Annotated in this window: 40 protein-coding genes; 7 read left to right on the forward strand and 33 right to left on the reverse strand. The window is 45.5% G+C overall.

Features of this window, described 5'->3' with window-relative positions; all coding sequences use genetic code 11:
- Nucleotides 1–414: 414 nt before the first annotated feature.
- The 4 genes from SHEWPOL2_RS16255 to SHEWPOL2_RS16270 are packed head-to-tail and all read right to left on the reverse strand — an operon-like array spanning nt 415 to nt 4,014.
- Nucleotides 415–996, reverse strand: a complete 582-nt coding sequence (locus SHEWPOL2_RS16255) for a TlpA disulfide reductase family protein (RefSeq protein ID WP_037429821.1) — start codon at nt 994–996, stop codon at nt 415–417.
- Nucleotides 993–1,472, reverse strand: a complete 480-nt coding sequence (gene nrfF / locus SHEWPOL2_RS16260; protein WP_037422794.1) for a heme lyase NrfEFG subunit NrfF — start codon at nt 1,470–1,472, stop codon at nt 993–995. Before nrfF ends, SHEWPOL2_RS16255 begins: the two co-directional genes overlap by 4 nt.
- Nucleotides 1,469–2,023: a DsbE family thiol:disulfide interchange protein gene (locus tag SHEWPOL2_RS16265; RefSeq protein WP_037422791.1), complete on the reverse strand. Its 555-nt coding sequence runs from the start codon at nt 2,021–2,023 to the stop codon at nt 1,469–1,471. The genes nrfF and SHEWPOL2_RS16265 overlap by 4 nt, the downstream gene beginning before the upstream one ends.
- An 11-nt stretch (nt 2,024–2,034) precedes the next feature.
- On the reverse strand, nt 2,035–4,014 hold the full coding sequence (locus SHEWPOL2_RS16270) for a heme lyase CcmF/NrfE family subunit (RefSeq protein WP_037429822.1): 1,980 nt from the start codon (nt 4,012–4,014) through the stop codon (nt 2,035–2,037).
- Between the two features lie 399 nt (nt 4,015–4,413).
- Between SHEWPOL2_RS16270 and ccmI the strand changes: the two genes are divergently transcribed.
- Nucleotides 4,414–5,661, forward strand: coding sequence for a c-type cytochrome biogenesis protein CcmI (gene ccmI / locus SHEWPOL2_RS16275; RefSeq protein WP_037429823.1), 1,248 nt, complete (start codon nt 4,414–4,416; stop codon nt 5,659–5,661).
- 85 nt (nt 5,662–5,746) lie between these two features.
- Here ccmI and scyA read toward each other — a convergent pair whose 3' ends face one another.
- On the reverse strand, nt 5,747–6,046 hold the full coding sequence (scyA, locus tag SHEWPOL2_RS16280) for a monoheme cytochrome c5 ScyA (RefSeq protein ID WP_037422782.1): 300 nt from the start codon (nt 6,044–6,046) through the stop codon (nt 5,747–5,749).
- Nucleotides 6,047–6,370: 324 nt separating this feature from the next.
- On the opposite strand from scyA, the gene ccmA reads away from it, so the two are divergent.
- The 6 genes from ccmA to SHEWPOL2_RS16310 all read left to right on the forward strand — a co-directional run bounded on the left by ccmA (nt 6,371) and on the right by SHEWPOL2_RS16310 (nt 10,268).
- Nucleotides 6,371–7,021, forward strand: coding sequence for a cytochrome c biogenesis heme-transporting ATPase CcmA (ccmA, locus tag SHEWPOL2_RS16285; protein ID WP_037422780.1), 651 nt, complete (start codon nt 6,371–6,373; stop codon nt 7,019–7,021).
- An 11-nt stretch (nt 7,022–7,032) separates the two neighbouring features.
- A complete protein-coding gene (gene ccmB, locus SHEWPOL2_RS16290) occupies nt 7,033–7,719 on the forward strand; it encodes a heme exporter protein CcmB (RefSeq protein ID WP_037422777.1) in 687 nt (228 codons plus the stop codon).
- A 1-nt stretch (nt 7,720) separates the two neighbouring features.
- Nucleotides 7,721–8,467 (forward strand): heme ABC transporter permease, encoded by a 747-nt coding sequence (locus SHEWPOL2_RS16295; RefSeq protein ID WP_037422774.1) that lies wholly within the window; start codon nt 7,721–7,723, stop codon nt 8,465–8,467.
- A complete protein-coding gene (ccmD, locus tag SHEWPOL2_RS16300) occupies nt 8,467–8,667 on the forward strand; it encodes a heme exporter protein CcmD (RefSeq protein ID WP_037422771.1) in 201 nt (66 codons plus the stop codon). The genes SHEWPOL2_RS16295 and ccmD overlap by 1 nt, the downstream gene beginning before the upstream one ends.
- Nucleotides 8,664–9,149, forward strand: coding sequence for a cytochrome c maturation protein CcmE (gene ccmE, locus SHEWPOL2_RS16305; protein WP_037422767.1), 486 nt, complete (start codon nt 8,664–8,666; stop codon nt 9,147–9,149). The genes ccmD and ccmE overlap by 4 nt, the downstream gene beginning before the upstream one ends.
- 114 nt (nt 9,150–9,263) lie before the next feature.
- Entirely contained in the window at nt 9,264–10,268 is a 1,005-nt protein-coding gene (locus SHEWPOL2_RS16310; protein ID WP_050991392.1) for an ABC transporter substrate binding protein, read from the forward strand.
- Between the two features lie 62 nt (nt 10,269–10,330).
- On the opposite strand, the gene rplQ is transcribed toward SHEWPOL2_RS16310, so the two are convergent.
- The 28 genes from rplQ to rpsJ all read right to left on the reverse strand — a co-directional run bounded on the left by rplQ (nt 10,331) and on the right by rpsJ (nt 23,947).
- Nucleotides 10,331–10,726, reverse strand: a complete 396-nt coding sequence (rplQ, locus tag SHEWPOL2_RS16315) for a 50S ribosomal protein L17 (protein WP_007644470.1) — start codon at nt 10,724–10,726, stop codon at nt 10,331–10,333.
- 40 nt (nt 10,727–10,766) lie between these two features.
- Entirely contained in the window at nt 10,767–11,756 is a 990-nt protein-coding gene (rpoA, locus tag SHEWPOL2_RS16320) for a DNA-directed RNA polymerase subunit alpha (protein ID WP_011070632.1), read from the reverse strand.
- A 24-nt stretch (nt 11,757–11,780) separates the two neighbouring features.
- Nucleotides 11,781–12,401: a 30S ribosomal protein S4 gene (rpsD, locus tag SHEWPOL2_RS16325; RefSeq protein ID WP_037421477.1), complete on the reverse strand. Its 621-nt coding sequence runs from the start codon at nt 12,399–12,401 to the stop codon at nt 11,781–11,783.
- Nucleotides 12,402–12,432: 31 nt separating this feature from the next.
- Entirely contained in the window at nt 12,433–12,825 is a 393-nt protein-coding gene (gene rpsK / locus SHEWPOL2_RS16330) for a 30S ribosomal protein S11 (protein ID WP_006083577.1), read from the reverse strand.
- Nucleotides 12,826–12,839: 14 nt separating this feature from the next.
- Complete coding sequence (gene rpsM, locus SHEWPOL2_RS16335) at nt 12,840–13,196, reverse strand: 30S ribosomal protein S13 (protein WP_011070630.1); 357 nt, start codon at nt 13,194–13,196, stop codon at nt 12,840–12,842.
- Nucleotides 13,197–13,310: 114 nt separating this feature from the next.
- The gene (gene rpmJ, locus SHEWPOL2_RS16340; protein WP_006083579.1) at nt 13,311–13,424 is read right to left on the reverse strand and encodes a 50S ribosomal protein L36; all 114 of its coding nucleotides are present in this window, start codon (nt 13,422–13,424) and stop codon (nt 13,311–13,313) included.
- Nucleotides 13,425–13,446: 22 nt separating this feature from the next.
- Nucleotides 13,447–14,787 carry a preprotein translocase subunit SecY gene (gene secY, locus SHEWPOL2_RS16345; protein ID WP_011621032.1) on the reverse strand — a complete coding sequence of 447 codons (1,341 nt, stop codon included), beginning with the start codon at nt 14,785–14,787 and terminating at the stop codon, nt 13,447–13,449.
- 7 nt (nt 14,788–14,794) lie between these two features.
- On the reverse strand, nt 14,795–15,229 hold the full coding sequence (rplO, locus tag SHEWPOL2_RS16350) for a 50S ribosomal protein L15 (protein WP_011070628.1): 435 nt from the start codon (nt 15,227–15,229) through the stop codon (nt 14,795–14,797).
- A gap of 3 nt (nt 15,230–15,232) precedes the next feature.
- Nucleotides 15,233–15,415 carry a 50S ribosomal protein L30 gene (gene rpmD / locus SHEWPOL2_RS16355; RefSeq protein WP_007644440.1) on the reverse strand — a complete coding sequence of 61 codons (183 nt, stop codon included), beginning with the start codon at nt 15,413–15,415 and terminating at the stop codon, nt 15,233–15,235.
- 6 nt (nt 15,416–15,421) lie between these two features.
- Entirely contained in the window at nt 15,422–15,925 is a 504-nt protein-coding gene (gene rpsE, locus SHEWPOL2_RS16360) for a 30S ribosomal protein S5 (protein WP_007644438.1), read from the reverse strand.
- A gap of 12 nt (nt 15,926–15,937) precedes the next feature.
- The gene (gene rplR, locus SHEWPOL2_RS16365) at nt 15,938–16,288 is read right to left on the reverse strand and encodes a 50S ribosomal protein L18 (RefSeq protein WP_011715467.1); all 351 of its coding nucleotides are present in this window, start codon (nt 16,286–16,288) and stop codon (nt 15,938–15,940) included.
- A gap of 10 nt (nt 16,289–16,298) precedes the next feature.
- Entirely contained in the window at nt 16,299–16,832 is a 534-nt protein-coding gene (rplF, locus tag SHEWPOL2_RS16370; protein WP_037421473.1) for a 50S ribosomal protein L6, read from the reverse strand.
- Nucleotides 16,833–16,842: 10 nt separating this feature from the next.
- Nucleotides 16,843–17,235 (reverse strand): 30S ribosomal protein S8, encoded by a 393-nt coding sequence (rpsH, locus tag SHEWPOL2_RS16375; protein WP_007644434.1) that lies wholly within the window; start codon nt 17,233–17,235, stop codon nt 16,843–16,845.
- Between the two features lie 24 nt (nt 17,236–17,259).
- A complete protein-coding gene (gene rpsN, locus SHEWPOL2_RS16380; protein ID WP_011070625.1) occupies nt 17,260–17,565 on the reverse strand; it encodes a 30S ribosomal protein S14 in 306 nt (101 codons plus the stop codon).
- Between the two features lie 10 nt (nt 17,566–17,575).
- On the reverse strand, nt 17,576–18,115 hold the full coding sequence (rplE, locus tag SHEWPOL2_RS16385) for a 50S ribosomal protein L5 (protein WP_011070624.1): 540 nt from the start codon (nt 18,113–18,115) through the stop codon (nt 17,576–17,578).
- 12 nt (nt 18,116–18,127) lie between these two features.
- Nucleotides 18,128–18,442: a 50S ribosomal protein L24 gene (gene rplX / locus SHEWPOL2_RS16390; protein WP_011070623.1), complete on the reverse strand. Its 315-nt coding sequence runs from the start codon at nt 18,440–18,442 to the stop codon at nt 18,128–18,130.
- 11 nt (nt 18,443–18,453) lie between these two features.
- Nucleotides 18,454–18,822: a 50S ribosomal protein L14 gene (rplN, locus tag SHEWPOL2_RS16395; RefSeq protein WP_006083590.1), complete on the reverse strand. Its 369-nt coding sequence runs from the start codon at nt 18,820–18,822 to the stop codon at nt 18,454–18,456.
- Between the two features lie 177 nt (nt 18,823–18,999).
- Nucleotides 19,000–19,248, reverse strand: a complete 249-nt coding sequence (gene rpsQ / locus SHEWPOL2_RS16400; RefSeq protein ID WP_011070622.1) for a 30S ribosomal protein S17 — start codon at nt 19,246–19,248, stop codon at nt 19,000–19,002.
- The gene (gene rpmC, locus SHEWPOL2_RS16405) at nt 19,248–19,439 is read right to left on the reverse strand and encodes a 50S ribosomal protein L29 (protein ID WP_007644429.1); all 192 of its coding nucleotides are present in this window, start codon (nt 19,437–19,439) and stop codon (nt 19,248–19,250) included. The genes rpsQ and rpmC overlap by 1 nt, the downstream gene beginning before the upstream one ends.
- A complete protein-coding gene (rplP, locus tag SHEWPOL2_RS16410) occupies nt 19,439–19,849 on the reverse strand; it encodes a 50S ribosomal protein L16 (protein ID WP_006083593.1) in 411 nt (136 codons plus the stop codon). Before rplP ends, rpmC begins: the two co-directional genes overlap by 1 nt.
- A gap of 11 nt (nt 19,850–19,860) precedes the next feature.
- A complete protein-coding gene (rpsC, locus tag SHEWPOL2_RS16415; protein ID WP_011070621.1) occupies nt 19,861–20,553 on the reverse strand; it encodes a 30S ribosomal protein S3 in 693 nt (230 codons plus the stop codon).
- 9 nt (nt 20,554–20,562) lie between these two features.
- Complete coding sequence (gene rplV, locus SHEWPOL2_RS16420; protein ID WP_006083595.1) at nt 20,563–20,895, reverse strand: 50S ribosomal protein L22; 333 nt, start codon at nt 20,893–20,895, stop codon at nt 20,563–20,565.
- A 15-nt stretch (nt 20,896–20,910) separates the two neighbouring features.
- Nucleotides 20,911–21,189 (reverse strand): 30S ribosomal protein S19, encoded by a 279-nt coding sequence (gene rpsS / locus SHEWPOL2_RS16425; protein WP_006083596.1) that lies wholly within the window; start codon nt 21,187–21,189, stop codon nt 20,911–20,913.
- Between the two features lie 14 nt (nt 21,190–21,203).
- A complete protein-coding gene (gene rplB, locus SHEWPOL2_RS16430; RefSeq protein WP_011621028.1) occupies nt 21,204–22,028 on the reverse strand; it encodes a 50S ribosomal protein L2 in 825 nt (274 codons plus the stop codon).
- Nucleotides 22,029–22,044: 16 nt separating this feature from the next.
- Nucleotides 22,045–22,347: a 50S ribosomal protein L23 gene (gene rplW, locus SHEWPOL2_RS16435; RefSeq protein WP_037421480.1), complete on the reverse strand. Its 303-nt coding sequence runs from the start codon at nt 22,345–22,347 to the stop codon at nt 22,045–22,047.
- On the reverse strand, nt 22,347–22,952 hold the full coding sequence (gene rplD / locus SHEWPOL2_RS16440) for a 50S ribosomal protein L4 (protein WP_011070618.1): 606 nt from the start codon (nt 22,950–22,952) through the stop codon (nt 22,347–22,349). Before rplD ends, rplW begins: the two co-directional genes overlap by 1 nt.
- A gap of 17 nt (nt 22,953–22,969) precedes the next feature.
- Nucleotides 22,970–23,608: a 50S ribosomal protein L3 gene (rplC, locus tag SHEWPOL2_RS16445; protein WP_037429825.1), complete on the reverse strand. Its 639-nt coding sequence runs from the start codon at nt 23,606–23,608 to the stop codon at nt 22,970–22,972.
- A gap of 27 nt (nt 23,609–23,635) precedes the next feature.
- Complete coding sequence (gene rpsJ, locus SHEWPOL2_RS16450) at nt 23,636–23,947, reverse strand: 30S ribosomal protein S10 (RefSeq protein ID WP_011070616.1); 312 nt, start codon at nt 23,945–23,947, stop codon at nt 23,636–23,638.
- Nucleotides 23,948–24,233: the final 286 nt, after the last annotated feature.

A 24,233-nucleotide genomic window follows, 5' to 3' on the forward strand; every position in this document is an offset into this window, starting at 1 on the left:
TGTACATATTGCTATGAACACTCATTCATTGATTTAATTCTTTGATTACTCGCCAAACGGCAGAGTAATTTCGATTAACTCAACACCTGTGAGTGTCCACACAGATTTCTTGTTTAGATTGTTAAAGAGCGTTTGACCTCATCGCTTACGTTACCGCTCACTGGGTCAGGGCTGCGTATTCTACGCATTTCCCTCATCGCGTCAAGGCGTTTTTACAAACTTCTTGAGGCTTTCGAATCAACTGCACAATTTGCATTCGATTCGCACTGTAACCGCGTTGGCTTTCGCTGTCTGCCGTGTCAGTGGATGCGCATTATAGGCAGCGAAACTTTTTGTGCAAGCGCTTTTTAAAAGAAAAAAGATCGCATGGCGATCTTTTCTACAACGGTGCTCTATTTACGCTCTATATGCTGTTTAATTCAGCTTTTTAGCGCCTTTATCGATAAAACTTTGGATTAGCGATACGGCTTTTGCATCATCCCAGTCGACAAAGGAGCGCACAAACGCGATCAATTGGCCATTTTGATCGAGAATAAAGGTTGCAGGAATGGTATCCAGTGGGAACACCTGTCCTAAGTTTTGCGTAGGATCGTAATAGGAATTAAAGTTTGCCATTCCTAATGAAGTGAGAAAAGGCTGCACTTGTTGCTTACCACCTGCATCAATAGAGATAGGCAATAACGCAAACTGATCCGCTTTAAACTTTGTCGCCAAACGCTCAATTGCGGGCAACTCCCTTACGCAGGGAGGGCACCAAGTCGCCCACATGTTGACCATCACAACTTTGCCTTTGTATTGGCTAAAGTCGATAGGCTTTCCATTCGCATCACTAAAAGCAACAACTTCGATAGGATAAGTCTGTGGAAGAACGTTAATCAGATCGACTGTCGACTCAATCGGTTTATTTGCCTGCTGCATGCCGGGGTACGCATGGGCACCACCAGCAAAGGCAACAGACAGACTCGCTAGGATTGCAGCTAAAGCAAATGACTTCATTTATTATCACGCTTTAATAAAGCATCAAGCGCTTTTTGATCTTCGGCACTGATCTCAGGCTCGGTCGTGCCACCGATACGTTGCTTGCGGATAAAGATGAAACCAATGATAAGACCGAGCAATAACAAACCCACTGGACCTAACCAAAGAATATAGGTTTTAGTTTCCATTTTCGGTTTGTAGAGTACAAACTCACCATAACGGCTGGTCATAAACTCGATGATTTCATCGTCGCCTTTGCCTTCATCGACCATTTTATACACTTCAAGGCGCAGATCTCGTGCAACTGGCGAGTTGGAATCGATCAAGTTTTGGTTCTGACATTGCGGGCAACGCAACTCATGCGCTAATGACAAACCTCGTTTTTGGTTTTCGGGTGATTTAAATTCGTAAGTATCAACCGGTGTGGCCATTACGGTTGTCACCATACTCAGCATTAACACCAGGCCACCAATGATTTTTGTCAAAATTCTCACGCTGCACCATCCTTCGCCGCTTCAGCTTGGAGTTGTTGAATCATAGGATAGAGAGTTTCACTCCATACACGCTGGTCAATAGGCCCTGCGTAGCGATAACGAATAATGCCATTATGATCAACAATAAAGCTTTCCGGTGCACCGTAAACGCCAAGATCTAAGCCTAAGCGTCCATCCTTATCAAAAATATTGATATTGTAAGGATCACCCTGGCGTTTTAATTCTTCCAGCGCGGGGATACGTTCGTCACGATAGTTAATCCCATAGATAGGCAGAATATTCTGACGTTTCAGCATGACTAAGAAAGGGTGTTCATACTTACAAGAGGGGCACCAAGTAGCCCAAACGTTAAGTAATGACACTTTTCCTTTCAGTTGCTCATTGGTAATCATCTCGTTTGGTGTTTCGAGACGTTCCAGTTGGAAAGCCGGAATAGGCTTTCCTTCCAGAGCTGAATCCAGTTTCTGCGGATTTAAAAACAATCCTTTGTATAAAAATACCCCCATGCCAAGAAAAATGACTAATGGGATAAACAGAACCAACTTCTTCATACATTCCCCAATTATTGAGCGGTAGCTAATTTCGCTTTTTCAGTTTGCGGCTTAACGATAGCAGCCACTTTTGAGCGATAGCGTTTATCCGATGCGGCAAAGAAACCACCGACCATCATGAATATTGCCCCAAACCATAACCAACGAACAAAAGGCTTGTAGTTCAAACGCACAGCAAATTCAGTGCTGCTGATTGGATCGCCCATGGTGACATATAAGTCACGGAACAGACCCCAATCGATACCGGCTTCGGTCATGTCCATAGTACGCACATTGTATTGGCGACGATCAGGCTTGAGTAACGTCAGCAGCTTATCGCCTTTGTAGATCTCAATTTGACCTTGTTGTGCGGTGTAGTTAGGACCAACGACGTTCTTAGTCTCAAGATATTTAAAGGTATAACCCGCAAGCTCTTGGCTTATGCCAGGCCCCATACGCACACTTTTCTCAACCGAGTAGTTAGATACCATAGTGGCACCGATAACCGACACAGCAATACCTAAGTGAGCTAAGATCATACCCAGCTCACTACGGCCCATACGTGCCACGCTTAATTCACCATCTTTAGGCTTCACGATATTGTAAGCGGCTCTAGCGGTTGCCAACACAATCCAAGCAGCGGCGGCGATACCCAAAGCAACCCACACGTTAAAAGCACCATCGACAATAAATGGCGTCACGATACCAATCGCGGCTGATACTAATGCAGGCACCAGCAATTGGCGTTTTAACTCACCCGCTTTTGATTTCTTCCAACGGATGATCGGACCCACGCCCATAAACGCAAACAGCACGAGCACGATCGGTACAAACACAGCATTAAAATATGGAGGTCCAACAGAGATCTTGCCCATACCTAAAGCATCGATCAGCAGTGGATATAACGTCCCTAACAGGACTGTACCAGCAGCGACAGTCAGCAATACGTTACAGACTAACAGCATGGTTTCTTTTGATTTCAATTCGAAGCGTGCTGGGCTGCTCATTTCACTTGCGCGGAAGGCAAACAACGTGAGCGAACCACCGATAGCTAAGCCAAGTAATAACAGAATAAACATACCGCGGCTTGGATCGGCTGCGAATGAGTGAACCGATGTCAGTACGCCGGAACGCACGATAAAGGTACCCAGTAAACTTAACGAAAATGCAAAGATTGACAGCAATACTGTCCAGTTACGGAACGCACCACGTTTTTCGGTCACAATCAGCGAATGCACTAAAGCAGTACCCACTAGCCAAGGCATAAAGGAGGCATTTTCTACTGGATCCCAGAACCACCAGCCACCCCAGCCTAATTCGTAGTATGCCCACCAAGAACCTAATGCAATACCGCCAGTGAGGAAAATCCAAGCAGCCAAGGTCCAAGGACGAGACCAACGAGCCCAAGCCGAGTCAAGATGGCCACTCATCAATGCAGCAATTGCAAACGCAAAGCTTACAGAGAAACCCACATAACCTAAATACAACATTGGCGGATGGAAGATTAAGCCTACATCCTGCAACATTGGGTTCAAGTCGCGACCTTCGGCTGGCATTGGAAATAAACGTTCAAATGGGCTAGAAGTGAGCAGCATAAATAAGCTAAAACCAATCACAATCAGCGCCAATACAGCCAGCACCCTTGCAGTAAACACTTCTTCCAAGCCTTTACTGAATAATGCGACAGAAGCGGCCCAAGTCGATAACGCAAACACCCAGAACAACAGAGACCCTTCATGACCGCCCCATACGGCCGCAATCTTAAAGAAAATAGGTAACTGAGAATTAGAGTGATGTGCCACGTAGGCCACGGAGAAATCATCAACGGCGAAGCTATAACCAAGCGATACTACGGATAAAGCAATAAAAAAGAACATTCCGTAGGCTAACGGCCAAGCATACCTCACTAGGTATTGGTCTTTACGGGCAACACCTATAAGGGGAACGCTGGTTAACAAGAAGGCGAATGCCACTCCTATAATCAGCGAAAAGTGTCCAAGTTCTGGGATCATGGGTTTTCCTCAGTCTCTAATAATATGTTGATTTAGAAAAATTCCAAACCAACGCACAACATGCTGTTCACACAAATGCACGAAATTTGGTTCATTTTAGTATTTGCTATTGTTCCTGTCTGCCTCTTTCATACAAAACTGGGTGACTTGTCTCATTCTCGATTTTTGCCCAAATGGAGCCACCGCAGGCCTACAGTTTTGCATGTGACAGATAAATGAGCCTTAAGTTTCATATAAAATTTACCAGATGGAACAATTTGTGAACCAGTGCCCAACTCTCAGCTTTCACAGTTGTGAAGGTCTTATATTACTGTTCAATGAATAATCTTTACGTATAATCTTGCTTCCAAGCCAGCGGTAACAACCGCTTTTATGCAAACTAAAGTGAATATAGAAACAATGACGACATTTTGGATTTTTATTGCGCTTGTTGTGTTGGTCAGCTTAACACTGATCTGGATCCCACATTTCAGACAGCAAAAGTTATTGCGTACTGAGGAAGCTGGTGTTCGCAAACAAACGAACCTCGAATTGTTCAATGAACGTCTTTCCACCCTTGAGAAAGAACTTAATGAAGAACTGCTCGACCAAGCAGAATTTGATGCGCTTAAGAAAGAACTCGAAATCAGTTTACTCCAAGACATCAAACAAGCGAGCGATGATTCCCTTGTCAATCAAATCAAACCTAAAAGTATCCTTTGGCCATCAGTCATGTCGGTATGCTTGATTGCGATCTCAGGTTACCTTTATCAGCAATTAGGGGCCTTTGAAAATATTGGCAATACCCAAGCGGCTAACCCACATGCTGGTATGGATACTGCGCAAATCATGGGGCAGCGCGTACAAATGATGGAAGCCCAAGTGCAAGCCGAGCCAGAAAATAGTCAGGCTTGGTTTAGTCTAGGTCATGCATATATTTCGGCTAACCAATTTGATAAAGCAGTCGCGGCCTTCGACAAAGTTATGGATTTAGTGGGCAAACATGCCGAGTTAATCGGACCAAAGGCCACGGCGTTGTACTACAAAGCCGGTCAGCAAATGACACCAGAAATTCAAGCCTTAATAGACGAATCGCTAGCATTAGATCCACAGGATCCATCAACACTGTTGTTAGTTGGTATGGATGCTTTCTTTACTGCAAAGTACCAAAAAGCCATTGATTCATGGCAGACTATTCTTAATAGTGACCGTACAGATGTGGATCGCGCCGCACTGATGAATGCCATCGAAACAGCTAACTTACGTATGCAAGCCGAAACGACAGGTATGCCTAACGATGATGTACACAAGCAGGCAAAAGTCACAAGCAAATCAGTAAGTATTGAAATTTCAATTTCACCTGAACTTGCAGCGAAAGCGAGCCCAGAAGACACTATCTTTGTCTTTGCACGTGCAACTGAAGGTCCTAAAGTACCGCTAGCAGCAACTAAAGTTAGTGCAAAATCATTGCCTGTTACAGTGACACTAGACGACAGCACAGGCATGGGTGGCGATGTAAAATTAAGCCAAACTGCTAGCGTTGAAGTTATTGCCGTCTTATCCAAGCATGGCAATATCAAACCTCAGGCGGGTGATATTCAAGGAAAAATCAGCAAAGTTAATGTGGGTGAAACGGCAAACTTAGTACTGGATACCCAAGTGCAATAAGTTATCCGCACCTAGCACTAAGTTTCAGCTTAGCGCAGACATAAAAAAACCGGCTAATGCCGGTTTTTTAACACTGCAAAAAAAATTACTTAGCTTTAGACATAAACTCGATAGCTGCTTTGTAATCATCATCAGTACAATCAGTACACATACCACCTGGTGGCATTGCGTTTAAACCTGTTTTTACACTTTTAACTAGATTATCAACACCTTTAGCTAAACGTGGTTCCCACTCCGCTGCATTGTGCGCTTTTGGAGCACCAGCAACACCCATGCTATGGCACACGGTACATGCCTTGTTGAAAATAGCTTCAGCATCTTGAGCTGAAACGTTGACTGACATAGTCAAAGCAGCGACTGCAGTCATTGCTAACAGTTTTTTCATGTTCAATGTTCCTAATGCAAATACGTACAAAGCTCGCGCTGCCCTTTGAGGCAGACTCATTATAGCGGACTAAGATTACTACAAACTTCAATAAATCTCATCTTTTTGTGATTAGAATCTCAGCACAAATGATATAAGGCGACAAGCGTGACAAATTCGTTAATATATTAGCAACTATTAAAAAAGTTCGATTTGTACGAGAAATATTGCGGTTATTGGAACCACATCAAATTGCTGACATCTAGTCCCAAGCAAGTGTAAACCCGCAATATCGTTTGTGTTAGAATCACTTGTGTTTCCTTCCGGCTTGAGATAGAGGGTTCAGTGACAAATATAACTTCAGTAAACACACTGTTATCAGCGAGCAAGCTGACATGCATCCGTGAAGAACGCATTCTATTTGATGAATTAAGTTTTGAGATTAATGCTGGCGATATCGTCCAGATTGAAGGCCCTAATGGTGCCGGCAAAACCAGTTTATTACGCATATTAGCAGGTCTATCTCGTCCCTATGCGGGGCAAACCTTCTATATAAATGAAGATATCAACCGCTGTCGTGACGAATATAACGAAGATCTACTGTATTTAGGCCATCTTGCGGGAGTGAAATCCGAATTAACCGCTGAGGAAAACCTTAACTTCAATTTAAGAATCAGTGGCTATGATGATTTTGATACGTCTGCCATATTAGCTAAAGTAAATCTATCAGGTTTTGAGGAAGCGCTTGCTGGGCATTTGTCCGCGGGCCAACATCGCCGAACAGCATTGGCAAGGCTTTGGCACAATGATTGTAAGGTGTGGATCCTAGATGAACCTTTTACCGCAATCGATAAAAAAGGCGTCGAAGAGCTTGAACAGTTATTTATTCAACATGCGGATAATGGTGGCTGTGTGATCCTGACCACTCACCAAGATATGGGCATTATCAAAGATGATAGGCTTCGTAAAATTCGTCTAGATTATCGCTTCGTATAAGGTTTGGCATAATGAAAAGAGGCATCAGCTTTACTCAAGCGTTTTTAACGTTACTTCAGCGGGATCTAAAGATTGCCATTCGACACCGTGGTGATATTTTTAATCCCCTATTATTCTTCATTATGGTTGTAACCCTATTTCCACTCGGCATTGGCCCAGAACCACAAATGCTAGCCCGTATTGCCCCAGGGATTATTTGGGTTGCGGCATTGTTAGCATCCATGTTGTCGCTGGAGCGTCTATTTAAAGCTGACTTTAGTGACGGCAGCTTAGAACAGATGCTACTTAGCCCACAACCTTTGTCTGTTTTAGTCTTAGCCAAAGTGTTAGCCCACTGGATACTTACGGGTGTTCCATTGATTATTATTGCCCCACTGCTGGCCGTGCTACTGAACTTAGATGCTAATAGTTATGGTGCATTGATTGCCACACTGGCTTTAGGCACCCCAGTGTTGTCACTCTTAGGTGCTATTGGCGTGGCATTAACCGTTGGTCTACGTAAAGGCGGCGTACTATTAAGCCTTTTGATTCTGCCACTTTATATTCCAGTGCTCATTTTCGCGACCAGCGCCATTGATGCGGCAGGAATGAATTTACCCTATGACGGTCAGCTCGCTATAATTGGCGCCATGTTGATCGGTTCGTTAACCTTAGCACCTTTTGCAATCGGTGCATCTCTGCGAGTGAGTACTAACTAAAATGTGGAAATGGTTACACCCTTACGCGGATCCTGAACGCGCATATAAGTTATCAGGAACATTATTTCCATGGTTTGCCACCTTAGCCTGCCTTTTCCTTACAGTTGGCACCGTATGGGGGTTATTGTTTGCCCCGACAGATTACCAGCAAGGAGATAGCTATCGTATTATCTTTATCCATGTACCAGCGGCATCAATGTCAATGGCGGCCTACATGGGTATGGCGACAGCGGCATTTATTGGTCTTGTCTGGCAGGTCAAATTAGCAGACTGGGCAGCTGCGTCTATTGCTCCTATAGGAGCTGTCATCACCTTTATAGCACTCTTTACTGGTGCCGCTTGGGGCAAACCTATGTGGGGCACTTGGTGGGTATGGGATGCGCGTCTGACCTCTGAATTAGTACTACTATTCCTCTACTTAGGTGTGATTTCCCTCTACGCTTCCTTTGAGGATAAAGTACTCGCTGCACGTGCAGCAGGGATCTTGGCAATCGTAGGGGTAATTAATATCCCCATTATTAAATATTCCGTTGAATGGTGGAGCTCATTGCATCAACCATCAACCATCAAAATTACCTCTAAATCGACCATGTCGAGCGACATGTTATACCCACTTTTAATCAATATTTTAGGTTTCGGGCTTATGATAGGCGCTATCACTATTGTGAGATTTAGAGCAGAAATCTTAGCAAGAAACGGCATGCGCCCTTGGGTACGTGAACTTGCTAAAGCTGAGGAGGTCAAATAATGCAATTCGATTCTATCAGTGATTTTTTCAACATGGGTGGCTATGCCTTTTATGTATGGCTTGCCTATGGTGTGACCTTCTTCTGTGTATCGACGCTGATCATCACTAGCGCACGCCAAAAGCGTAAGGTTTTGATTGAAATAGCGAAAAAGATGAACCGCGAAGAGCGCCTCAAAGAAACTAGGAGTAACAAATCGTGAACCCAAGACGCAAAAAGAGACTGACGTTAGCTATAGCACTAATCGGTGGCGTAGCCGCGATTGCTTCACTGCTGCTGTATGCGTTGAACTCCAACTTAAACTTATTCTATACACCGTCAGAAATCGTAAACGGTAAAACCGATACAGGCGTTAAACCCGAAGCGGGCCAACGTATTCGTGTAGGTGGCATGGTAACGGTAGGCTCTATGGTACGTGATCCAAACAGCCTACATGTGCAATTTGCAGTACACGATTCCTTAGGTGGCGAAATTCTAGTGACCTATGACGATCTATTACCGGATCTATTCCGCGAAGGACAAGGCATCGTCGCCCAAGGTGTATTAGGGGAAGATGGTAAGTTGGCCGCAACTGAAGTCTTAGCAAAACATGATGAAAACTACATGCCTCCAGAAGTTGCAGAAGCAATGGGGCAAAAACATGAGAAGCTAGATTACAGCCAGCAGAAAGCGACAGCACAATAACGTAAGCACATTGCCGAAAGAATATTTAAAGCCTCATTATGAGGCTTTTTTATTGCCCGCCGGATACTCGAGGTTGGACTATACTCAAAGCTATATTCCACTAGGTATCTCTCCATGAATTTAATTAAGTTATTAATTAAAAGATGGCGACAGATTTTTACCTTAATGCTGGCATGTTTCATACCAATGGCATATGCGGCCAAGGTGGTTGTCATCGAGAGCTATCACCAAGGTTACACGTGGGATAAGCAGTATTATCAAGCCATACTCGATACATTGACACCTCTCAATGAGGTAAATCACTTTGAAATGGACACAAAACGGCTACCTAAAAATCTTCATGCAAAACGGGCAGAACTAGCATGGCAATTTATTCAACAACAAAAACCACAGTTAGTGATCCTAGCAGATGATAATGCCGTTAATTATCTACACCAACGGTTAAACTCAAGCCAAATTCCAGTGGTATACCTTGGCATTAATATGAACCCAAGAGAATATCACTTAAATGAATATAAGCGTTTTACGGGTGTGCTTGAAAGACCTCTACTCAGACGCTCTCTGCTATTACTGCAACGAATATTACCAATATCAAAGCACCGAAAAATCTTAGTTCTGTTCGATCAAAGTGATACGTCTAGACTTGCTGCGGAATATATCAGTAAGCAGCAACTGAGCATGTTGAGCGATGTGGAAGTTGAAATATTACAACTAAATCAACTTAGTGAATGGCAAAAGCAAGTCATTGCAGCTAAAGACAATGGCTTTAGTGCGATAGTCGTTGCACTTTATCATGCAGTGAGGGATGACAAAGATCAGTCGGTTGATGCTGAAGAATTATTAGGATGGGTTTCAGCTAACACACCAGTACCCAATTTTGGTTTTTGGGGATTTAGCGTATACAACAACGGCAATATCGGCGGCTATGTTCTCGATGGTTACCAGCACGGCAAGATCGCAGCCAAAATGGCCTCAAGGATCCTCGCAGGTGAGAAACCGGAAAACATATTCCCAGTAACAGATGACCTAGGACAATTTATGTTTAGCCGTAAAGGGTTAAGTAAATGGCACTTAACATTGCCTAAAGAAATCGAGAAACAAACGACTTGGGTCGAGTAAGTTAAAACGAGCTGAAATAAAAAGCCGGGCTTAGAGCCCGGCTTTTAAATTTGTAACCTTAATTACTCAGCAGCTTCAACATCAACAGCTTGAGCAGCTTCTGGACGACCTACTAGCTCGATGTAAGCCATTGGGGCTTTATCACCAGCACGTAAACCGCACTTAAGGATACGGGTGTAGCCACCAGGACGTTCCTGGTAACGTGGACCCAATTCAGTGAATAACTTACCTACGACTTCAGCGTCGCGAGTACGTGCAAACGCTAAACGACGGTTTGCAACGCTGTCACTCTTAGCAAGTGTTATCAGAGGCTCAACTACGCGACGCAGTTCTTTCGCTTTAGCTACGGTTGTCTTGATGATCTCATGACGAACCAGTGAGCTTGCCATGTTACGGAACATAGCTTGGCGGTGGCTGCTGTTGCGGTTAAGTTGACGACCACTCTTACGATGGCGCATGACCTAATCCTTATAACCTAAATCTGTACAAACCTGAGACTTATAGGTCGTCTGCTAAACTAGCTGGAGGCCAGTTTTCCAGACGCATACCTAACGACAGTCCGCGAGAAGCTAAAACGTCCTTAATTTCAGTAAGAGATTTCTTACCTAAGTTAGGGGTTTTCAGCAGCTCAACTTCAGTACGCTGTACCAGATCTCCGATGTAATGAATCGCTTCGGCTTTCAAACAGTTAGCCGAACGTACAGTTAGCTCTAAATCGTCGACAGGACGCAACAGAATCGGATCGAACTCCGGCTTCTCTTCCTTCATTTCTGGCTCAGTCACGTCACGCAGCTCAACAAACGCATCCAGCTGTTCAGCTAAGATGGTTGCAGAACGACGGATAGCTTCCTCAGGATCAATAGTACCATTAGTGGTCATATCGATAACGAGTTTATCCAAGTCAGTACGCTGTTCAACACGAGCTGCTTCTACATTGTAGGCAATACGTGCGACTGGCGAGAAAGAAGCATCAACCAGCAAGCGGCCGATTGGGCGATCATCGTCTTCTGTCTGTGCACGAGCAGATGCTGGCACATAACCACGACCACGCTCAACGCGAATACGCATGCTGATATCATTGTTACCTGTTAAATGACAGATAACATGATCAGGATTCACGATAGTGACATCACCATCATGCGTGATATCTGCTGCGATGACAGGGCCTGCGCCGGACTTGCTTAATGTAAGCATAGCCTCGTCTTTACCCTCGATAGTCACTGCTAATCCTTTCAGATTAAGCAAGATTTCAAGGATATCTTCTTGTACGCCTTCCTTACTGCTGTATTCGTGCAGTACGCCGTCAATCTCGACTTCGGTAACCGCGCAGCCGGGCATAGACGACAATAGGATGCGACGCAACGCGTTACCTAAAGTGTGGCCGAAACCACGCTCAAGCGGTTCCAAAGTAACCTTGGCACGTGTTGAGTTAACCTGCTCGATATCAACGAGACGCGGTTTAAGAAATTCTGTAACAGAACCCTGCATTGTGTCCTCTCTTGTTTGTTAGCCTTACTTAGAGTAAAGCTCGACGATCAGCTGTTCGTTAATTTCCGCAGACAAATCGCTACGTTCTGGAATACGCTTGAAAGCACCTTCCATTTTCGCGCTGTCGACTTCAACCCATGTAGGCTTCTCGCGTTGACCAGCCACTTCTAAAGCCGCTTTGATACGAGCTTGAGTGCGTGACTTTTCACGGATGCTTACAACATCATTCGCAGACACTTTGAATGACGGAATGTTAACAACACGACCGTTAACCATAACAGATTTATGGCTTACTAGCTGACGTGATTCTGCACGAGTCGCACCGAAACCCATACGATAAACAACGTTATCTAAACGAGTTTCTAAAAGTTGCAACAGGTTTTCACCAGTGTTGCCTTTCAGACGTGCAGCCTCTTTATAGTAGTTACGGAATTGCTTTTCTAACACACCGTAAATACGACGAACTTTTTGTTTTTCGCGTAACTGTAAACCGTACTCTGACAGACGTGGCTTACGAGCGCCATGCTGTCCTGGTGCAGATTCCAGTTTACACTTAGAATCGATTGCTCTCACACCGCTTTTTAAGAAAAGGTCAGTACCTTCTCGGCGGCTGAGCTTGAGCTTGGGACCCAAGTATCTTGCCATGATCTTTCTCCAACTATCCTAATGAAACGCGTTATACACGACGCTTTTTAGGAGGACGACAACCATTATGAGGGATCGGCGTCACATCGGTAATGTTGGTAATTTTGTAACCAACAGCGTTCAGCGCACGAATGGCTGATTCACGACCTGGACCTGGACCCTTCACAAACACTTCAAGGTTTTTTAAACCGTAGTCTTGAGCAGCAGCGCCTGCACGCTCAGCAGCTACCTGTGCAGCAAATGGTGTAGATTTACGTGAACCACGGAAACCTGAACCACCTGAAGTAGCCCATGACAACGCATTACCTTGACGATCTGTAATGGTGACAATTGTGTTGTTGAAAGAAGCATGGATATGAGCCATGCCATCTGCAACCTGTTTACGTACGCGCTTACGCGGAGAACGTGACGGAACTTTAGCCATTGTCTACCTTCCCGTTACTTCTTGATTGGTTTACGTGGACCTTTACGCGTACGCGCATTGGTCTTAGTACGTTGCCCACGAAGAGGCAGGCTACGACGATGGCGGAGACCACGATAACAACCAAGATCCATAAGACGCTTGATGTTCATAGAAATCTCACGACGTAAGTCACCTTCTACTAAGTATTTGGCAACTTCTTCGCGTAGGGTGTCGATTTGAGCTTCGCTCAATTCCTTGATCTTAGCAGTTTCAGCAATTGACGTAGCTGCGCAGATTGCTCTAGCGCGAGTACGGCCGATGCCGAAAATTGCAGTCAATGCGATGACTGTATGCTTTTGATCAGGAATGTTAATGCCAGCGATACGGGCCACTATGCACTCCTTAAGTTAAAGGCCAACTGCGAAAAGCCCGAAAGGATACTCGACAGTTGACAAATTTGCAAACAATATTTGTTCAGCCCAACAGTGGGCTGAACAATTTCACTTTTAGCCTTGACGCTGTTTGTGTTTTGGTTCAACACAGATAACGCGCACAACGCCACTACGCTTGACGATCTTGCAGTTACGGCAGATCTTCTTCACGGAAGCTCGAACTTTCATTTCATCACTCCGTAAAGCTTACTTAGCGACCAAAACGATCTAAATTCGCTTTGTTAACTAGGTTAGCTTTCTTCATCACAGACTCATACTGATGTGACATCATATGGGTCTGAACCTGAGCCATGAAGTCCATGATTACGACTACCATAATTAGTAGTGAAGTACCGCCAAAATAGAACTGTACTTTCCACGCAATTAGCATGAACTCCGGAATTAAACAGATAAAGGTAATGTATAACGCGCCAGCTAATGTTAGGCGAGTCATTACTTTATCAATGTAACGCGAAGTCTGTTCTCCAGGACGGATCCCAGGGATGAATGCACCACTCTTCTTCAGGTTGTCTGCTGTTTCACGTGGATTAAATACCAACGCTGTATAGAAGAAACAGAAGAAGATAATCGCTGCTGCATACAATAATGAGTAAAGCGGTTGTCCAGGTGACACGGCTAATGAAAAATCACTTAACCATGACATAGACTCATTTTGACCAAACCACTGAGCCAGTGTGCCTGGGAACAAAATAATGCTTGACGCAAAAATTGGAGGAATTACACCCGCCATGTTTATTTTCAGTGGCAAGTGAGTAGATTGCGCAGCGAATACCTTACGGCCTTGCTGACGCTTAGCATAGTTAACGACGATACGACGTTGACCACGCTCTACAAACACCACGAAATAAGTCACAGCAAAAATAATTACCGCGAGCAACAACAACACTAACACATTCAGGTCACCTTGACGCGCCTGCTCAGCCGTTTGGCCGATAGCGGAAGGTAATCCAGCAACAATACCTGCGAAAATTAAAATCGAGATACCGTTACCTATACCTCGTTCGGTAATTTGCTCACCTAGCCACATCAGGAACATAGTCCCTGTCACTAAGCTCACAACCGCTACAAAGTAGAAACCGAATCCAATATTGACCACTAGGCCTGGGACTAAGTTTGGTAACCCTGTTGCAATACCGATCGACTGGAATGTACCCAGCACCAACGTACCCCATCGTGTGTACTGACTGATTTTTTTACGTCCAGACTCGCCTTCTTTTTTCAATTCAGCGAGTGCAGGATGCACAACAGTCAATAACTGCATGATAATCGATGCCGAAATGTACGGCATAATACCTAATGCAAAGATAGAAGCACGGGAAAGAGCACCACCCGAGAACATGTTAAACATGCCTAGGATGGTCCCTTTTTGCTGAGCAAACAGCTCTGCTAATACAGCTGCGTCAATACCAGGAATTGGTACAAACGAACCGGCCCTAAAGACGATAATCGCACCAATCACGAACAGGAGGCGAGCCTTCAACTCTGAAAGTCCACCTTTCGCGCTTTTTAAATCAAGTCCTGGTTTTGCCATCGACGTATTATTCCTCGATCTTACCGCCAGCAGCTTCAATTGCTGCACGTGCACCTTTGGTTACCTTCAGACCTTTTACAGTCACTGGGCGCTCAATGGTACCTGAAAGAACGATTTTCGCAAACTGGATGTTGCGAGTAATAACGTTCGCATCTTTCAGAGCGTTTAAGTCGATAACATCACCGTTAACTTTAGCCAGTTCGAGTACACGAACTTCAGCTGTTACCATAGCGCGACGCGAGGTAAAACCAAATTTAGGTAAACGGATCTTAAGTGGCATTTGACCACCCTCGAAGCCTGGGCGTACACCGCCACCGCTACGAGATTTTTGGCCTTTGTGACCACGACCTGCAGTTTTACCTAAACCTGAGCCCATACCACGGCCTACACGCTTTGGTGCATGCTTAGCGCCTGCAGCTGGAGATAGAGTATTTAAACGCATCTATTAATCCTCCACCTTAACCATGTAGTAGACCTTGTTGATCATACCGCGAACTGAAGGAGTATCTTCTAATTCAACAGTGTGACCAATGCGACGCAGACCAAGACCTGTTAAGGTCGCGCGGTGCTTTGGTAAACGACCGATAGCACTTTTAGTCTGAGTAACTTTTACAGTTTTAGTTGCCATGGTGCATTACCCCCGAATTTCGTCAACATTCAGGCCACGCTTAGCTGCGATTTGCGATGGTGACTTCATGTGCACCAGAGCATCTACAGTCGCGCGAACGATGTTGATCGGGTTAGTAGAACCGTATGCTTTAGACAGAACGTTATGAACGCCTGCTACTTCCAATACGGCACGCATTGCGCCACCGGCGATAATACCGGTACCCTGTGATGCTGGTTGCATGTATACACGTGAACCAGTATGACGACCTTTAACTGGGTGATGCAGAGTACCTGCATTCAACTCAACGGTCACCATGTTACGACGGGCTTTTTCCATAGCTTTTTGAATTGCTGCTGGAACTTCGCGCGCTTTACCATAGCCATAGCCGACCTTACCATTACCATCACCCACTACTGTCAGTGCTGTGAAGCTAAAGATACGACCGCCCTTAACTACTTTAGAAACACGATTAACTGCAATTAATTTCTCTTGCAGATCGTCTTTTTGCTGAGCTTCTAATTTAGCCATTTTTATAACCCCTTAGAACTGGAGGCCAGCTTCACGAGCAGCATCTGCTAGAGCAGCTACACGACCGTGATACTTGAAACCAGAACGATCGAACGCAACTGTCGTTACGCCTTTTTCGATCGCGCGCTCAGCAATAAATTTACCTACTGCTTTAGCCGCGTCTACGTTACCGGTACTCTTCAGTTGCTCTTTAACCGCTTTTTCCACGGTTGAAGCAGCTGCCACCACCTGAGCTTCAGGATTGATCACCTGAGCATAAATGTGACGCGGTGTACGATGTACAACCAGACGGTTCACGCCCAGCTCTTGGATCTTCTTACGAGCGCGAATAGCGCGACGTAAGCGAGATGTTTTCTTATCCATATCGCGTTACCTACTTCTTCTTAGCCTCTTTACGGCGTACTTCTTCGTCGTCATAGCGAACACCCTTGCCTTTGTATGGCTCTGGTGGACGATATCCGCGAATCTCAGCAGCGACTTGGCCAATTAACTGTTTATCAACGCCACGTAGGACGATGTCAGTTTGGCTAGGGCACTCTGCAGTAACGCCTGCGGGCAGTTTGTGTACTAACGGATGAGAGAAACCTAAAGTAAGGTCAATGTCAGCACCGACGAGTTTCGCACGGTAACCAACGCCAACTAACTTTAATTTACGCTCAAAACCTTGAGATACACCAACAACCATGTTGTTTACTAACGCACGTGTTGTACCAGCCTGTGCCCAAGCGCCAACTGCGCCCTCAACAGGAAGGAATTTAATCACGCCACCTTCAATAACAACATTGACCGCATTGTTGATCACTCGAGTCAGACTTCCTTTCGCGCCTTTGACGGTCAGGGTCTGTTCGTTTAAGGTCACCTCTACGCCAGCTGGAATAGATACTGGTGCTTTTGCTACACGAGACATTCCTAGCTCCTTATGCTACGTAGCAGATAACCTCGCCACCCATGCCTGCAAGGCGGGCGGCACGATCAGTCATCAGGCCTTTAGAAGTGGACACAATTGCGACACCCAGTCCGCCCATCACTTTAGGAAGTTCGTTTTTACCTTTGTAAATACGAAGACCTGGACGGCTTACACGCTGGATAGTCTCAACGACTGGTTGGCCTTGGAAGTACTTTAAGGTAATTTCCAATTCAGGCTTGGCTTCATCTGCTACGGCGTAATCCGCGATGTAACCTTCTTCTTTAAGCAGTTTCGCAATAGCGACTTTCAGCTTAGCAGAAGGCATCTTCACAGATACTTTGTTAGCAGCTTGGCCGTTACGAATACGGGTTAACATATCCGCAATAGGATCTTGCATGCTCATATTAGCTTACTCCGTGACAAGTGCTTACCAGCTAGCCTTACGCAGGCCAGGAACTTCACCACGCATGGTTGCTTCACGTAATTTGATACGGCTTAAACCGAACTTACGTAGGAAACCATGTGGGCGACCAGTTTGATTACAACGATTGCGTTGACGCGATGCGCTGGAATCACGTGGTAGAGCTTGCAGCTTTAATACTGCATCCCAACGATCTTCATCAGAAGAAGCTGGACTTGCAATAATCACTTTCAGAGCAGCACGCTTTTCAGCGAACTTAGCTACGAGCTGTGCACGCTTTGCTTCACGTGCTTTCATTGATGTTTTTGCCATTACGCTACCCTTATTTCTTGAATGGGAAGTTAAAAGCGTCTAACAAAGCACGACCTTCTTCATCAGTCTTCGCAGAGGTAGTGATAACAATATCCATACCGCGAATTTTATCGATTTTATCGTAATCGATCTCTGGGAAAATGATCTGCTCACGCACGCCCATCGCGTAGTTACCACGGCCATCGAACGCTTTAGCGCTCAGACCACGGAAGTCACGGATACGTGGGATTGCGATGTCAACTAAACGCTCTAAGAATTCCCACATACGCTCACCGCGCAGGGTCACTTTACAGCCAATAGGGTAGCCTTCACGGATTTTAAAACCAGCAACTGATTTACGAGCAACAGTTACTACTGGTTTTTGACCAGCAATTGCAGTCATGTCACGGACAGCATGTTCCATAACTTTTTTGTCTGCAACGGCTTCGCCAACACCCATGTTCAGGGTGATTTTCTCAATCCGAGGGACTTGCATGACACTGGTATAACCGAACTTTTGAGTCAGTTCAGCGACAACAGTCTCTTGATATTTATCATGCAGTTTCGCCATCGTTTACTCCAGTTACTTAACGAGTTCACTGTTCGATTTAAAGAAACGAACTTTTTTGCCGTCTTCAAATCGGAAACCAACACGATCCGCCTTGCCAGTGACAGGGTTAAAGATCGCAACATTTGATGCTTGAATCGGTGCTTCTTTCTCAACAATACCACCGGCTACACCCAGTTGTGGGTTTGGCTTTTGGTGTTTTTTGACAAGATTGATGCCTTCAACAATTAACTTACCAGTAGGTAATACTTGAGCAACTTTAGCACGCTTGCCCTTGTCTTTACCTGCTAATACGATTACTTCGTCTTGACGACGGATTTTAGCTGCCATTTTGAAGCTCCTTACAGTACTTCTGGTGCCAGCGAGACAATTTTCATAAATTGCTCATTACGCAATTCACGTGTCACTGGTCCAAAGATACGAGTACCAATCGGCTGCAGGTTGTTGTTCAAAAGAACAGCTGCATTCCGATCGAAGCGAATGACAGAACCGTCTGGACGACGTACGCCTTTCTTAGTACGGACTACCACCGCGTTATACACATCACCTTTCTTCGCTTTAGCGCGAGGAATTGCTTCTTTAACAGAAACTTTGATAATGTCGCCGATACCGGCATAACGACGATGAGAGCCACCCAAGACCTTAATACACTGAACTCTGCGTGCGCCGCTGTTACATGCGACGTCAAGAGTCGATTGCATTTGGATCATTTTAAGTGCTCCGCTATCGTTACTACACAATTCCCACTATGGGACTATAAACACCATTTTTGCTTTGAATTTAGTCAAAAATGGGGCGCAAATATAACACCATAAATATGGAATGTATAGTATTAAAAAACAAACGGCCCCAAATACTGGAGCCGTTTACCTAAATGCCTAATATTATTAGGCCTTTGATACTACTTCAACCAGGGTCCAAGACTTAGTCTTAGACAAAGGACGACATTCGCGAATCGCGACTACGTCACCTTCATTGCACTGATTAGCTTCGTCATGTGCATGGATCTTAGTCGTACGCTTAATGTATTTCCCATAGATTGGGTGTTTCACTTGGCGTTCGATAGCGACAGTAATGGTTTTATCCATTTTGTTGCTAGTGACACGACCTTGCAAAGTACGGATTTTATCAGACATTATGCACCCGCCTTAGAAGTAATAATGGTCTTAACGCGCGCAATATTACGGCGCACCAATTTCAGTTGATGAGTCTGAGTCAACTGACCAGTGGCGTGTTGCATACGCAGGTTGAACTGCTCACGCAGCAGACCAAGTAGTTCAGCGTTCAGTTCTTCAACGCTCTTTTCTCTTAGTTCGCTCGCTTTCATTACATCACCGTCTTAGTTACGAAGGTAGTCTTGATTGGAAGCTTGGCAGCAGCTAAAGCAAACGCTTCACGAGCGATCACTTCAGAAACACCATTCATCTCATAAAGAACCTTACCAGGTTGAATCTGACATACCCAGTATTCAACGTTACCTTTACCTTTACCCATACGCACTTCAAGAGGCTTAGAGGTAATAGGTTTGTCCGGGAAAACTCGAATCCAAATTTGTCCCTGACGCTTAATGTGACGTGTCATGGCACGACGTGCAGATTCGATCTGACGAGCAGTTAAACGACCACGGCCGACTGCTTTCAGACCAAAAGTACCAAAGCTAACTTCGGTACCGTTCGCTAGACCGCGGTTGCGGCCTTTGAACATCTTGCGAAACTTCATACGTTTAGGTTGCAGCATTGCCGGCTCTCCTATTTACCACGAGGCTTGCGCTTAGGTTGCTGCTGTTTCGGCTCTTCAATCTGTGGCAGCATTCCGTCCAGAACTTCACCTTTGAAGATCCAAACTTTAATACCAATCACACCATATTGAGTGTGACTTTCAGAGGTTGAATAGTCGATATCAGCACGCAGTGTGTGCAAAGGTACACGACCTTCGCGATACCACTCAGAGCGCGCAATCTCAGCACCGCCTAAACGGCCACTAACTTCAACTTTGATACCTTGAGCACCAATACGCATTGCGTTTTGTACCGCACGCTTCATCGCGCGACGGAACATAACACGACGCTCTAATTGCTGTGCAATTGAGTCAGCAACTAACTTGGCATCTAGCTCAGGTTTACGGATCTCAGCGATGTTAATTTGAGCAGGAGTGCCAGCCAGTTTTGAAACGGCAGCACGCAATACTTCAACGTCTTCACCTTTCTTACCAATCACAACACCTGGACGGGCAGTGTGAATAGTAACGCGGATGCTTTTCGCTGGGCGTTCAATAACAATCTTAGATACTGACGCAGCTTGCAGTTTGTCTGCAAGATACTTACGCACTTCCCAGTCGCTGTTCAGGTTATTTGCATAATCTGACTTATCTGCGTACCAGGTAGAGATCCAAGGCTTGGTGATACCCAGACGGATACCATTAGGATGTACTTTCTGTCCCATTGCTCTCTCCTAGCGATCTGATACAACCACAGTGATGTGGCTGGTACGCTTCATGATACGATCAGCGCGGCCTTTAGCACGTGGCATGATACGCTTCATAGTTGGACCCTCGTCAACGAAGACGGCGCCTACTTTTAGCTCATCAATATCCGCGCCTTCGTTGTGTTCGGCGTTTGCGATAGCTGAGTCAAGTACTTTTTTAACCAGTACGGCGGCTTTCTTTGGGCTGAAAGTCAAAATTTCGAGGGCCTTAGCAACAGGCAAACCACGAATTTGATCAGCAACGAGACGAGCCTTCTGCGCAGACGTACGGGCAAAACGATGTTTAGCTAAAACTTCCATCTTATTCCTCCCGTATTAACGCTTCTTCGCTTTCTTATCAGCAGCATGGCCGCGATAAGTGCGAGTTGGTGAGAATTCACCAAGTTTGTGGCCGATCATTTCGTCAGTTACGAACACAGGAACGTGCTGACGACCATTATGGACAGCGATGGTCAAACCAATCATATTTGGAATGATCATAGAGCGACGTGACCAAGTCTTAATAGGCTTCTTGTCACCTGCTTCCATCGCTTTCTCTACCTTCTTCAGCAAGTGCAGGTCAATGAAGGGACCTTTCTTGAGAGAACGTGGCATGGCGAATCCTCTTACTATTTATTACGACGACGTACGATGTACTTGTCAGTGCGCTTGTTACTACGAGTCTTATAACCCTTAGTTGGCACACCCCATGGAGTCACTGGGTGACGACCACCAGAAGTACGGCCTTCACCACCACCGTGTGGATGGTCTACCGGGTTCATTGCAACACCGCGAACTGTTGGGCGAACGCCTCTCCAGCGCTTAGCACCTGCTTTACCTAACTGGCGTAGCATGTGTTCGGCATTACCAACTTCACCAAATGTTGCGCGGCAATCAACTGGCACTTTGCGCATTTCGCCAGAGCGAAGACGTAAAGTGGCATATGCGCCATCACGAGCAACAACTTGTACATAAGCACCCGCTGAACGCGCGATCTGAGCACCTTTACCAGGCTTCATTTCTACAGCGTGCACAACAGAACCTACTGGAATGTTGCGCAGTGGCATTGCGTTACCGGTTTTGATTTCGGCTTCAACACCAGACTGGATCTTGTCGCCAGCTTGCATGCCTTTGGCAGCAAGGATGTAACGACGCTCACCATCCGCATACAGTACTAGAGCGATGTGCGCAGTACGGTTTGGATCGTATTCCAGACGCTCAATTTTTGCAGGGATACCATCTTTATCGCGTTTAAAGTCGATTAAACGGTAGTGCTGCTTGTGACCGCCACCAACGTGACGAACAGTGATACGGCCAGTATTGTTACGGCCACCACTTTTAGATTTTTTCGCCAACAGGCCAGCAAAAGGTTTACCCTTGTGCAGGTCAGAGTTCACCACTTTAACAACGTGGCGACGACCTGGAGAGGTTGGCTTACACTTAATAACTGCCATGATAATTCTCCTTTGCTTACTCAGCGCCGCCGACGAAATCGATGTCAGCACCAGCAGCTAAAGTCACGTAGGCTTTTTTCCAATCGCTACGACGGCCAGTACGGCCACCAGTACGTTTAGTTTTGCCTTTGCTCACTAAAGTGCGAACTGATTCGACTTCAACTTCAAATAGCTTAGCAACAGCAGCTTTAATTTCAGCTTTAGTTGCATCGATAGCTACGCGGAAAACAACAGTGTTGTGCTTCTCAGCATTCACAGTGCTCTTTTCAGAGATGTGAGGTGCCAGAATTACTTTTAGCAAACGTTCTTCGCGGATCATCATGCTAGCATCTCCTCGATTTGCTTAACTGCATCAGCAGTCACAAGCACTGTGTTGAACGCGATCAGACTTACTGGGTCTAGACCTGCAACGTCACGAACGTCAACCTTGTACAGGTTGCGAGCTGCTAAGAATAAATTCTCGTCAACTTCTGAAGTCACAATTAACACGTCTTCTAAGTTCATTGCTTTCAGTTTAGCTTTCAGCTCTTTAGTTTTAGGAGCTTCAACGCTGAATGATTCAACAACAACCAGACGGTCTTGACGTACCAGTTCAGACAGAATGCTTTTCAGCGCGCCGCGGTACATCTTCTTGTTAACTTTTTGGCTGTGATCTTGAGTTTTAGCAGCGAAAGTTACGCCACCGCCACGCCAGATTGGGCCCTTAACACCACCCGCACGAGCGCGGCCAGTGCCTTTTTGGCGCCATGGCTTTTTGCCAGAGCCAGTTACTTCCGCACGAGTCTTTTGAGCACGAGTGCCCTGACGCGCGTTTGCAGCGTATGCTACAACTACCTGATGAACCAGTGCCTCGTTAAAGTCACGGCCGAAGGTAGTTTCGGAAACTTCAAGAGCGCTTTGCGCGTCTTTCAATACCAATTCCATTACTATCTCCTCAGACCTTAAGCTTTAACTGCAGGCTTGATGATCAGGTCGCCATTAGTTGCGCCCGGAACAGCACCTTTAACCAGTAGCAGGTTACGTTCAATATCTACACGTACAACGTCTAGATTTTGAGTAGTAACACGCTCGGCACCCATATGGCCTGACATTTTCTTGCCTTTAAATACGCGACCAGGCGTTTGGTTCTGACCGATAGAACCGTTCGAACGGTGCGACAAAGAGTTACCGTGCGTCATATCTTGAGTACGGAAGTTCCAACGCTTAACGCCGCCTTGGAAGCCTTTACCTTTTGATTGACCAGTAACGTCAACTTTCGCTACATCAGCGAAGATACCTACGTTTAGCTCAGCACCAACTTCAATGCCTTCGCCTTCACCGTCTGCCAGACGCAGTTCCCACAGTCCACGACCGGCTTCTACGCCGCTCTTAGCAAAGTGACCTGCTTCTGGTTTAGTGATGCGATTGGCTTTTTTGGTACCAGTAGTAACTTGAAGTGCGCGGTAGCCGTCAGTTTCTAAAGTTTTCACTTGAGTAACACGGTTGCCAGCAACTTCAATTACTGTAACAGGTATAGAAACACCATCTTCAGTGAAGATGCGAGTCATACCAACTTTACGACCAATAAGACCGATAGCCATCTCTCAAACCTCTTCTAAGGATCTCAATTAACCCAAGCTAATCTGTACGTCGACACCAGCCGCAAGATCTAAACGCATTAGAGCGTCTACAGTCTTTTCAGTTGGCTCTACGATGTCAACCAGGCGCTTGTGAGTACGTAATTCGTACTGGTCACGAGCATCTTTATTAACGTGCGGAGAGATCAAAACGGTATAACGCTCTTTGCGCGTAGGTAGTGGAATAGGACCACGTACTTGGGCGCCAGTACGCTTAGCAGTTTCAACGATTTCCGCTGTAGACTGATCAATTAAGCGATGATCAAACCCTTTTAAGCGGATACGGATTCTTTGGTTCTGCATTGACCAGAGCTCCTAAAATGGACACATAAAAAATCACCCTCTAGCTTCTTCCTTACTGGAAAAGCAGAGCGAGATGATTTAACCGTTCGACTCCCAATCGGAGCCGCTATGATAATGATAAGTTCAAATACTTGTCATTTAATTCGTTAACCTAGGTTAACGAGGGGGCCATTATACTCATCTGAAATCAGATTTCAAGCCCGCTGTGTAAATAGTCATCAAAAACTATTCAACGTCAGAGTGGCGAGCATTTTACACAAATTTCAGAATAACACCAGCCCAAAAT

Source organism: Shewanella sp. POL2 (assembly GCF_000282755.1).
Taxonomy (GTDB): Bacteria; Pseudomonadota; Gammaproteobacteria; order Enterobacterales; family Shewanellaceae; genus Shewanella; species Shewanella xiamenensis.

Bases quoted from the DNA above. Each gene is read 5' to 3' on its own strand.
- SHEWPOL2_RS16255 (WP_037429821.1), bottom strand. From the start codon at position 996: ATGAAGTCATTTGCTTTAGCTGCAATCCTAGCGAGTCTGTCTGTTGCC.
- SHEWPOL2_RS16265 (WP_037422791.1), bottom strand. From the start codon at position 2,023: ATGAAGAAGTTGGTTCTGTTTATCCCATTAGTCATTTTTCTTGGCATG.
- SHEWPOL2_RS16270 (WP_037429822.1), bottom strand. From the start codon at position 4,014: ATGATCCCAGAACTTGGACACTTTTCGCTGATTATAGGAGTGGCATTC.
- ccmI (WP_037429823.1), top strand. From the start codon at position 4,414: ATGACGACATTTTGGATTTTTATTGCGCTTGTTGTGTTGGTCAGCTTA.
- scyA (WP_037422782.1), bottom strand. From the start codon at position 6,046: ATGAAAAAACTGTTAGCAATGACTGCAGTCGCTGCTTTGACTATGTCA.
- ccmB (WP_037422777.1), top strand. From the start codon at position 7,033: ATGAAAAGAGGCATCAGCTTTACTCAAGCGTTTTTAACGTTACTTCAG.
- SHEWPOL2_RS16295 (WP_037422774.1), top strand. From the start codon at position 7,721: ATGTGGAAATGGTTACACCCTTACGCGGATCCTGAACGCGCATATAAG.
- ccmD (WP_037422771.1), top strand. From the start codon at position 8,467: ATGCAATTCGATTCTATCAGTGATTTTTTCAACATGGGTGGCTATGCC.
- SHEWPOL2_RS16310 (WP_050991392.1), top strand. From the start codon at position 9,264: ATGAATTTAATTAAGTTATTAATTAAAAGATGGCGACAGATTTTTACC.
- rplQ (WP_007644470.1), bottom strand. From the start codon at position 10,726: ATGCGCCATCGTAAGAGTGGTCGTCAACTTAACCGCAACAGCAGCCAC.
- rpoA (WP_011070632.1), bottom strand. From the start codon at position 11,756: ATGCAGGGTTCTGTTACAGAATTTCTTAAACCGCGTCTCGTTGATATC.
- rpsD (WP_037421477.1), bottom strand. From the start codon at position 12,401: ATGGCAAGATACTTGGGTCCCAAGCTCAAGCTCAGCCGCCGAGAAGGT.
- rpsK (WP_006083577.1), bottom strand. From the start codon at position 12,825: ATGGCTAAAGTTCCGTCACGTTCTCCGCGTAAGCGCGTACGTAAACAG.
- rpmJ (WP_006083579.1), bottom strand. From the start codon at position 13,424: ATGAAAGTTCGAGCTTCCGTGAAGAAGATCTGCCGTAACTGCAAGATC.
- secY (WP_011621032.1), bottom strand. From the start codon at position 14,787: ATGGCAAAACCAGGACTTGATTTAAAAAGCGCGAAAGGTGGACTTTCA.
- rplO (WP_011070628.1), bottom strand. From the start codon at position 15,229: ATGCGTTTAAATACTCTATCTCCAGCTGCAGGCGCTAAGCATGCACCA.
- rpmD (WP_007644440.1), bottom strand. From the start codon at position 15,415: ATGGCAACTAAAACTGTAAAAGTTACTCAGACTAAAAGTGCTATCGGT.
- rpsE (WP_007644438.1), bottom strand. From the start codon at position 15,925: ATGGCTAAATTAGAAGCTCAGCAAAAAGACGATCTGCAAGAGAAATTA.
- rplR (WP_011715467.1), bottom strand. From the start codon at position 16,288: ATGGATAAGAAAACATCTCGCTTACGTCGCGCTATTCGCGCTCGTAAG.
- rplF (WP_037421473.1), bottom strand. From the start codon at position 16,832: ATGTCTCGTGTAGCAAAAGCACCAGTATCTATTCCAGCTGGCGTAGAG.
- rpsH (WP_007644434.1), bottom strand. From the start codon at position 17,235: ATGAGCATGCAAGATCCTATTGCGGATATGTTAACCCGTATTCGTAAC.
- rpsN (WP_011070625.1), bottom strand. From the start codon at position 17,565: ATGGCAAAAACATCAATGAAAGCACGTGAAGCAAAGCGTGCACAGCTC.
- rplE (WP_011070624.1), bottom strand. From the start codon at position 18,115: ATGGCGAAACTGCATGATAAATATCAAGAGACTGTTGTCGCTGAACTG.
- rplX (WP_011070623.1), bottom strand. From the start codon at position 18,442: ATGGCAGCTAAAATCCGTCGTCAAGACGAAGTAATCGTATTAGCAGGT.
- rplN (WP_006083590.1), bottom strand. From the start codon at position 18,822: ATGATCCAAATGCAATCGACTCTTGACGTCGCATGTAACAGCGGCGCA.
- rpsQ (WP_011070622.1), bottom strand. From the start codon at position 19,248: ATGTCTGATAAAATCCGTACTTTGCAAGGTCGTGTCACTAGCAACAAA.
- rpmC (WP_007644429.1), bottom strand. From the start codon at position 19,439: ATGAAAGCGAGCGAACTAAGAGAAAAGAGCGTTGAAGAACTGAACGCT.
- rplP (WP_006083593.1), bottom strand. From the start codon at position 19,849: ATGCTGCAACCTAAACGTATGAAGTTTCGCAAGATGTTCAAAGGCCGC.
- rpsC (WP_011070621.1), bottom strand. From the start codon at position 20,553: ATGGGACAGAAAGTACATCCTAATGGTATCCGTCTGGGTATCACCAAG.
- rplV (WP_006083595.1), bottom strand. From the start codon at position 20,895: ATGGAAGTTTTAGCTAAACATCGTTTTGCCCGTACGTCTGCGCAGAAG.
- rpsS (WP_006083596.1), bottom strand. From the start codon at position 21,189: ATGCCACGTTCTCTCAAGAAAGGTCCCTTCATTGACCTGCACTTGCTG.
- rplB (WP_011621028.1), bottom strand. From the start codon at position 22,028: ATGGCAGTTATTAAGTGTAAGCCAACCTCTCCAGGTCGTCGCCACGTT.
- rplW (WP_037421480.1), bottom strand. From the start codon at position 22,347: ATGATCCGCGAAGAACGTTTGCTAAAAGTAATTCTGGCACCTCACATC.
- rplD (WP_011070618.1), bottom strand. From the start codon at position 22,952: ATGGAATTGGTATTGAAAGACGCGCAAAGCGCTCTTGAAGTTTCCGAA.
- rplC (WP_037429825.1), bottom strand. From the start codon at position 23,608: ATGGCTATCGGTCTTATTGGTCGTAAAGTTGGTATGACTCGCATCTTC.
- rpsJ (WP_011070616.1), bottom strand. From the start codon at position 23,947: ATGCAGAACCAAAGAATCCGTATCCGCTTAAAAGGGTTTGATCATCGC.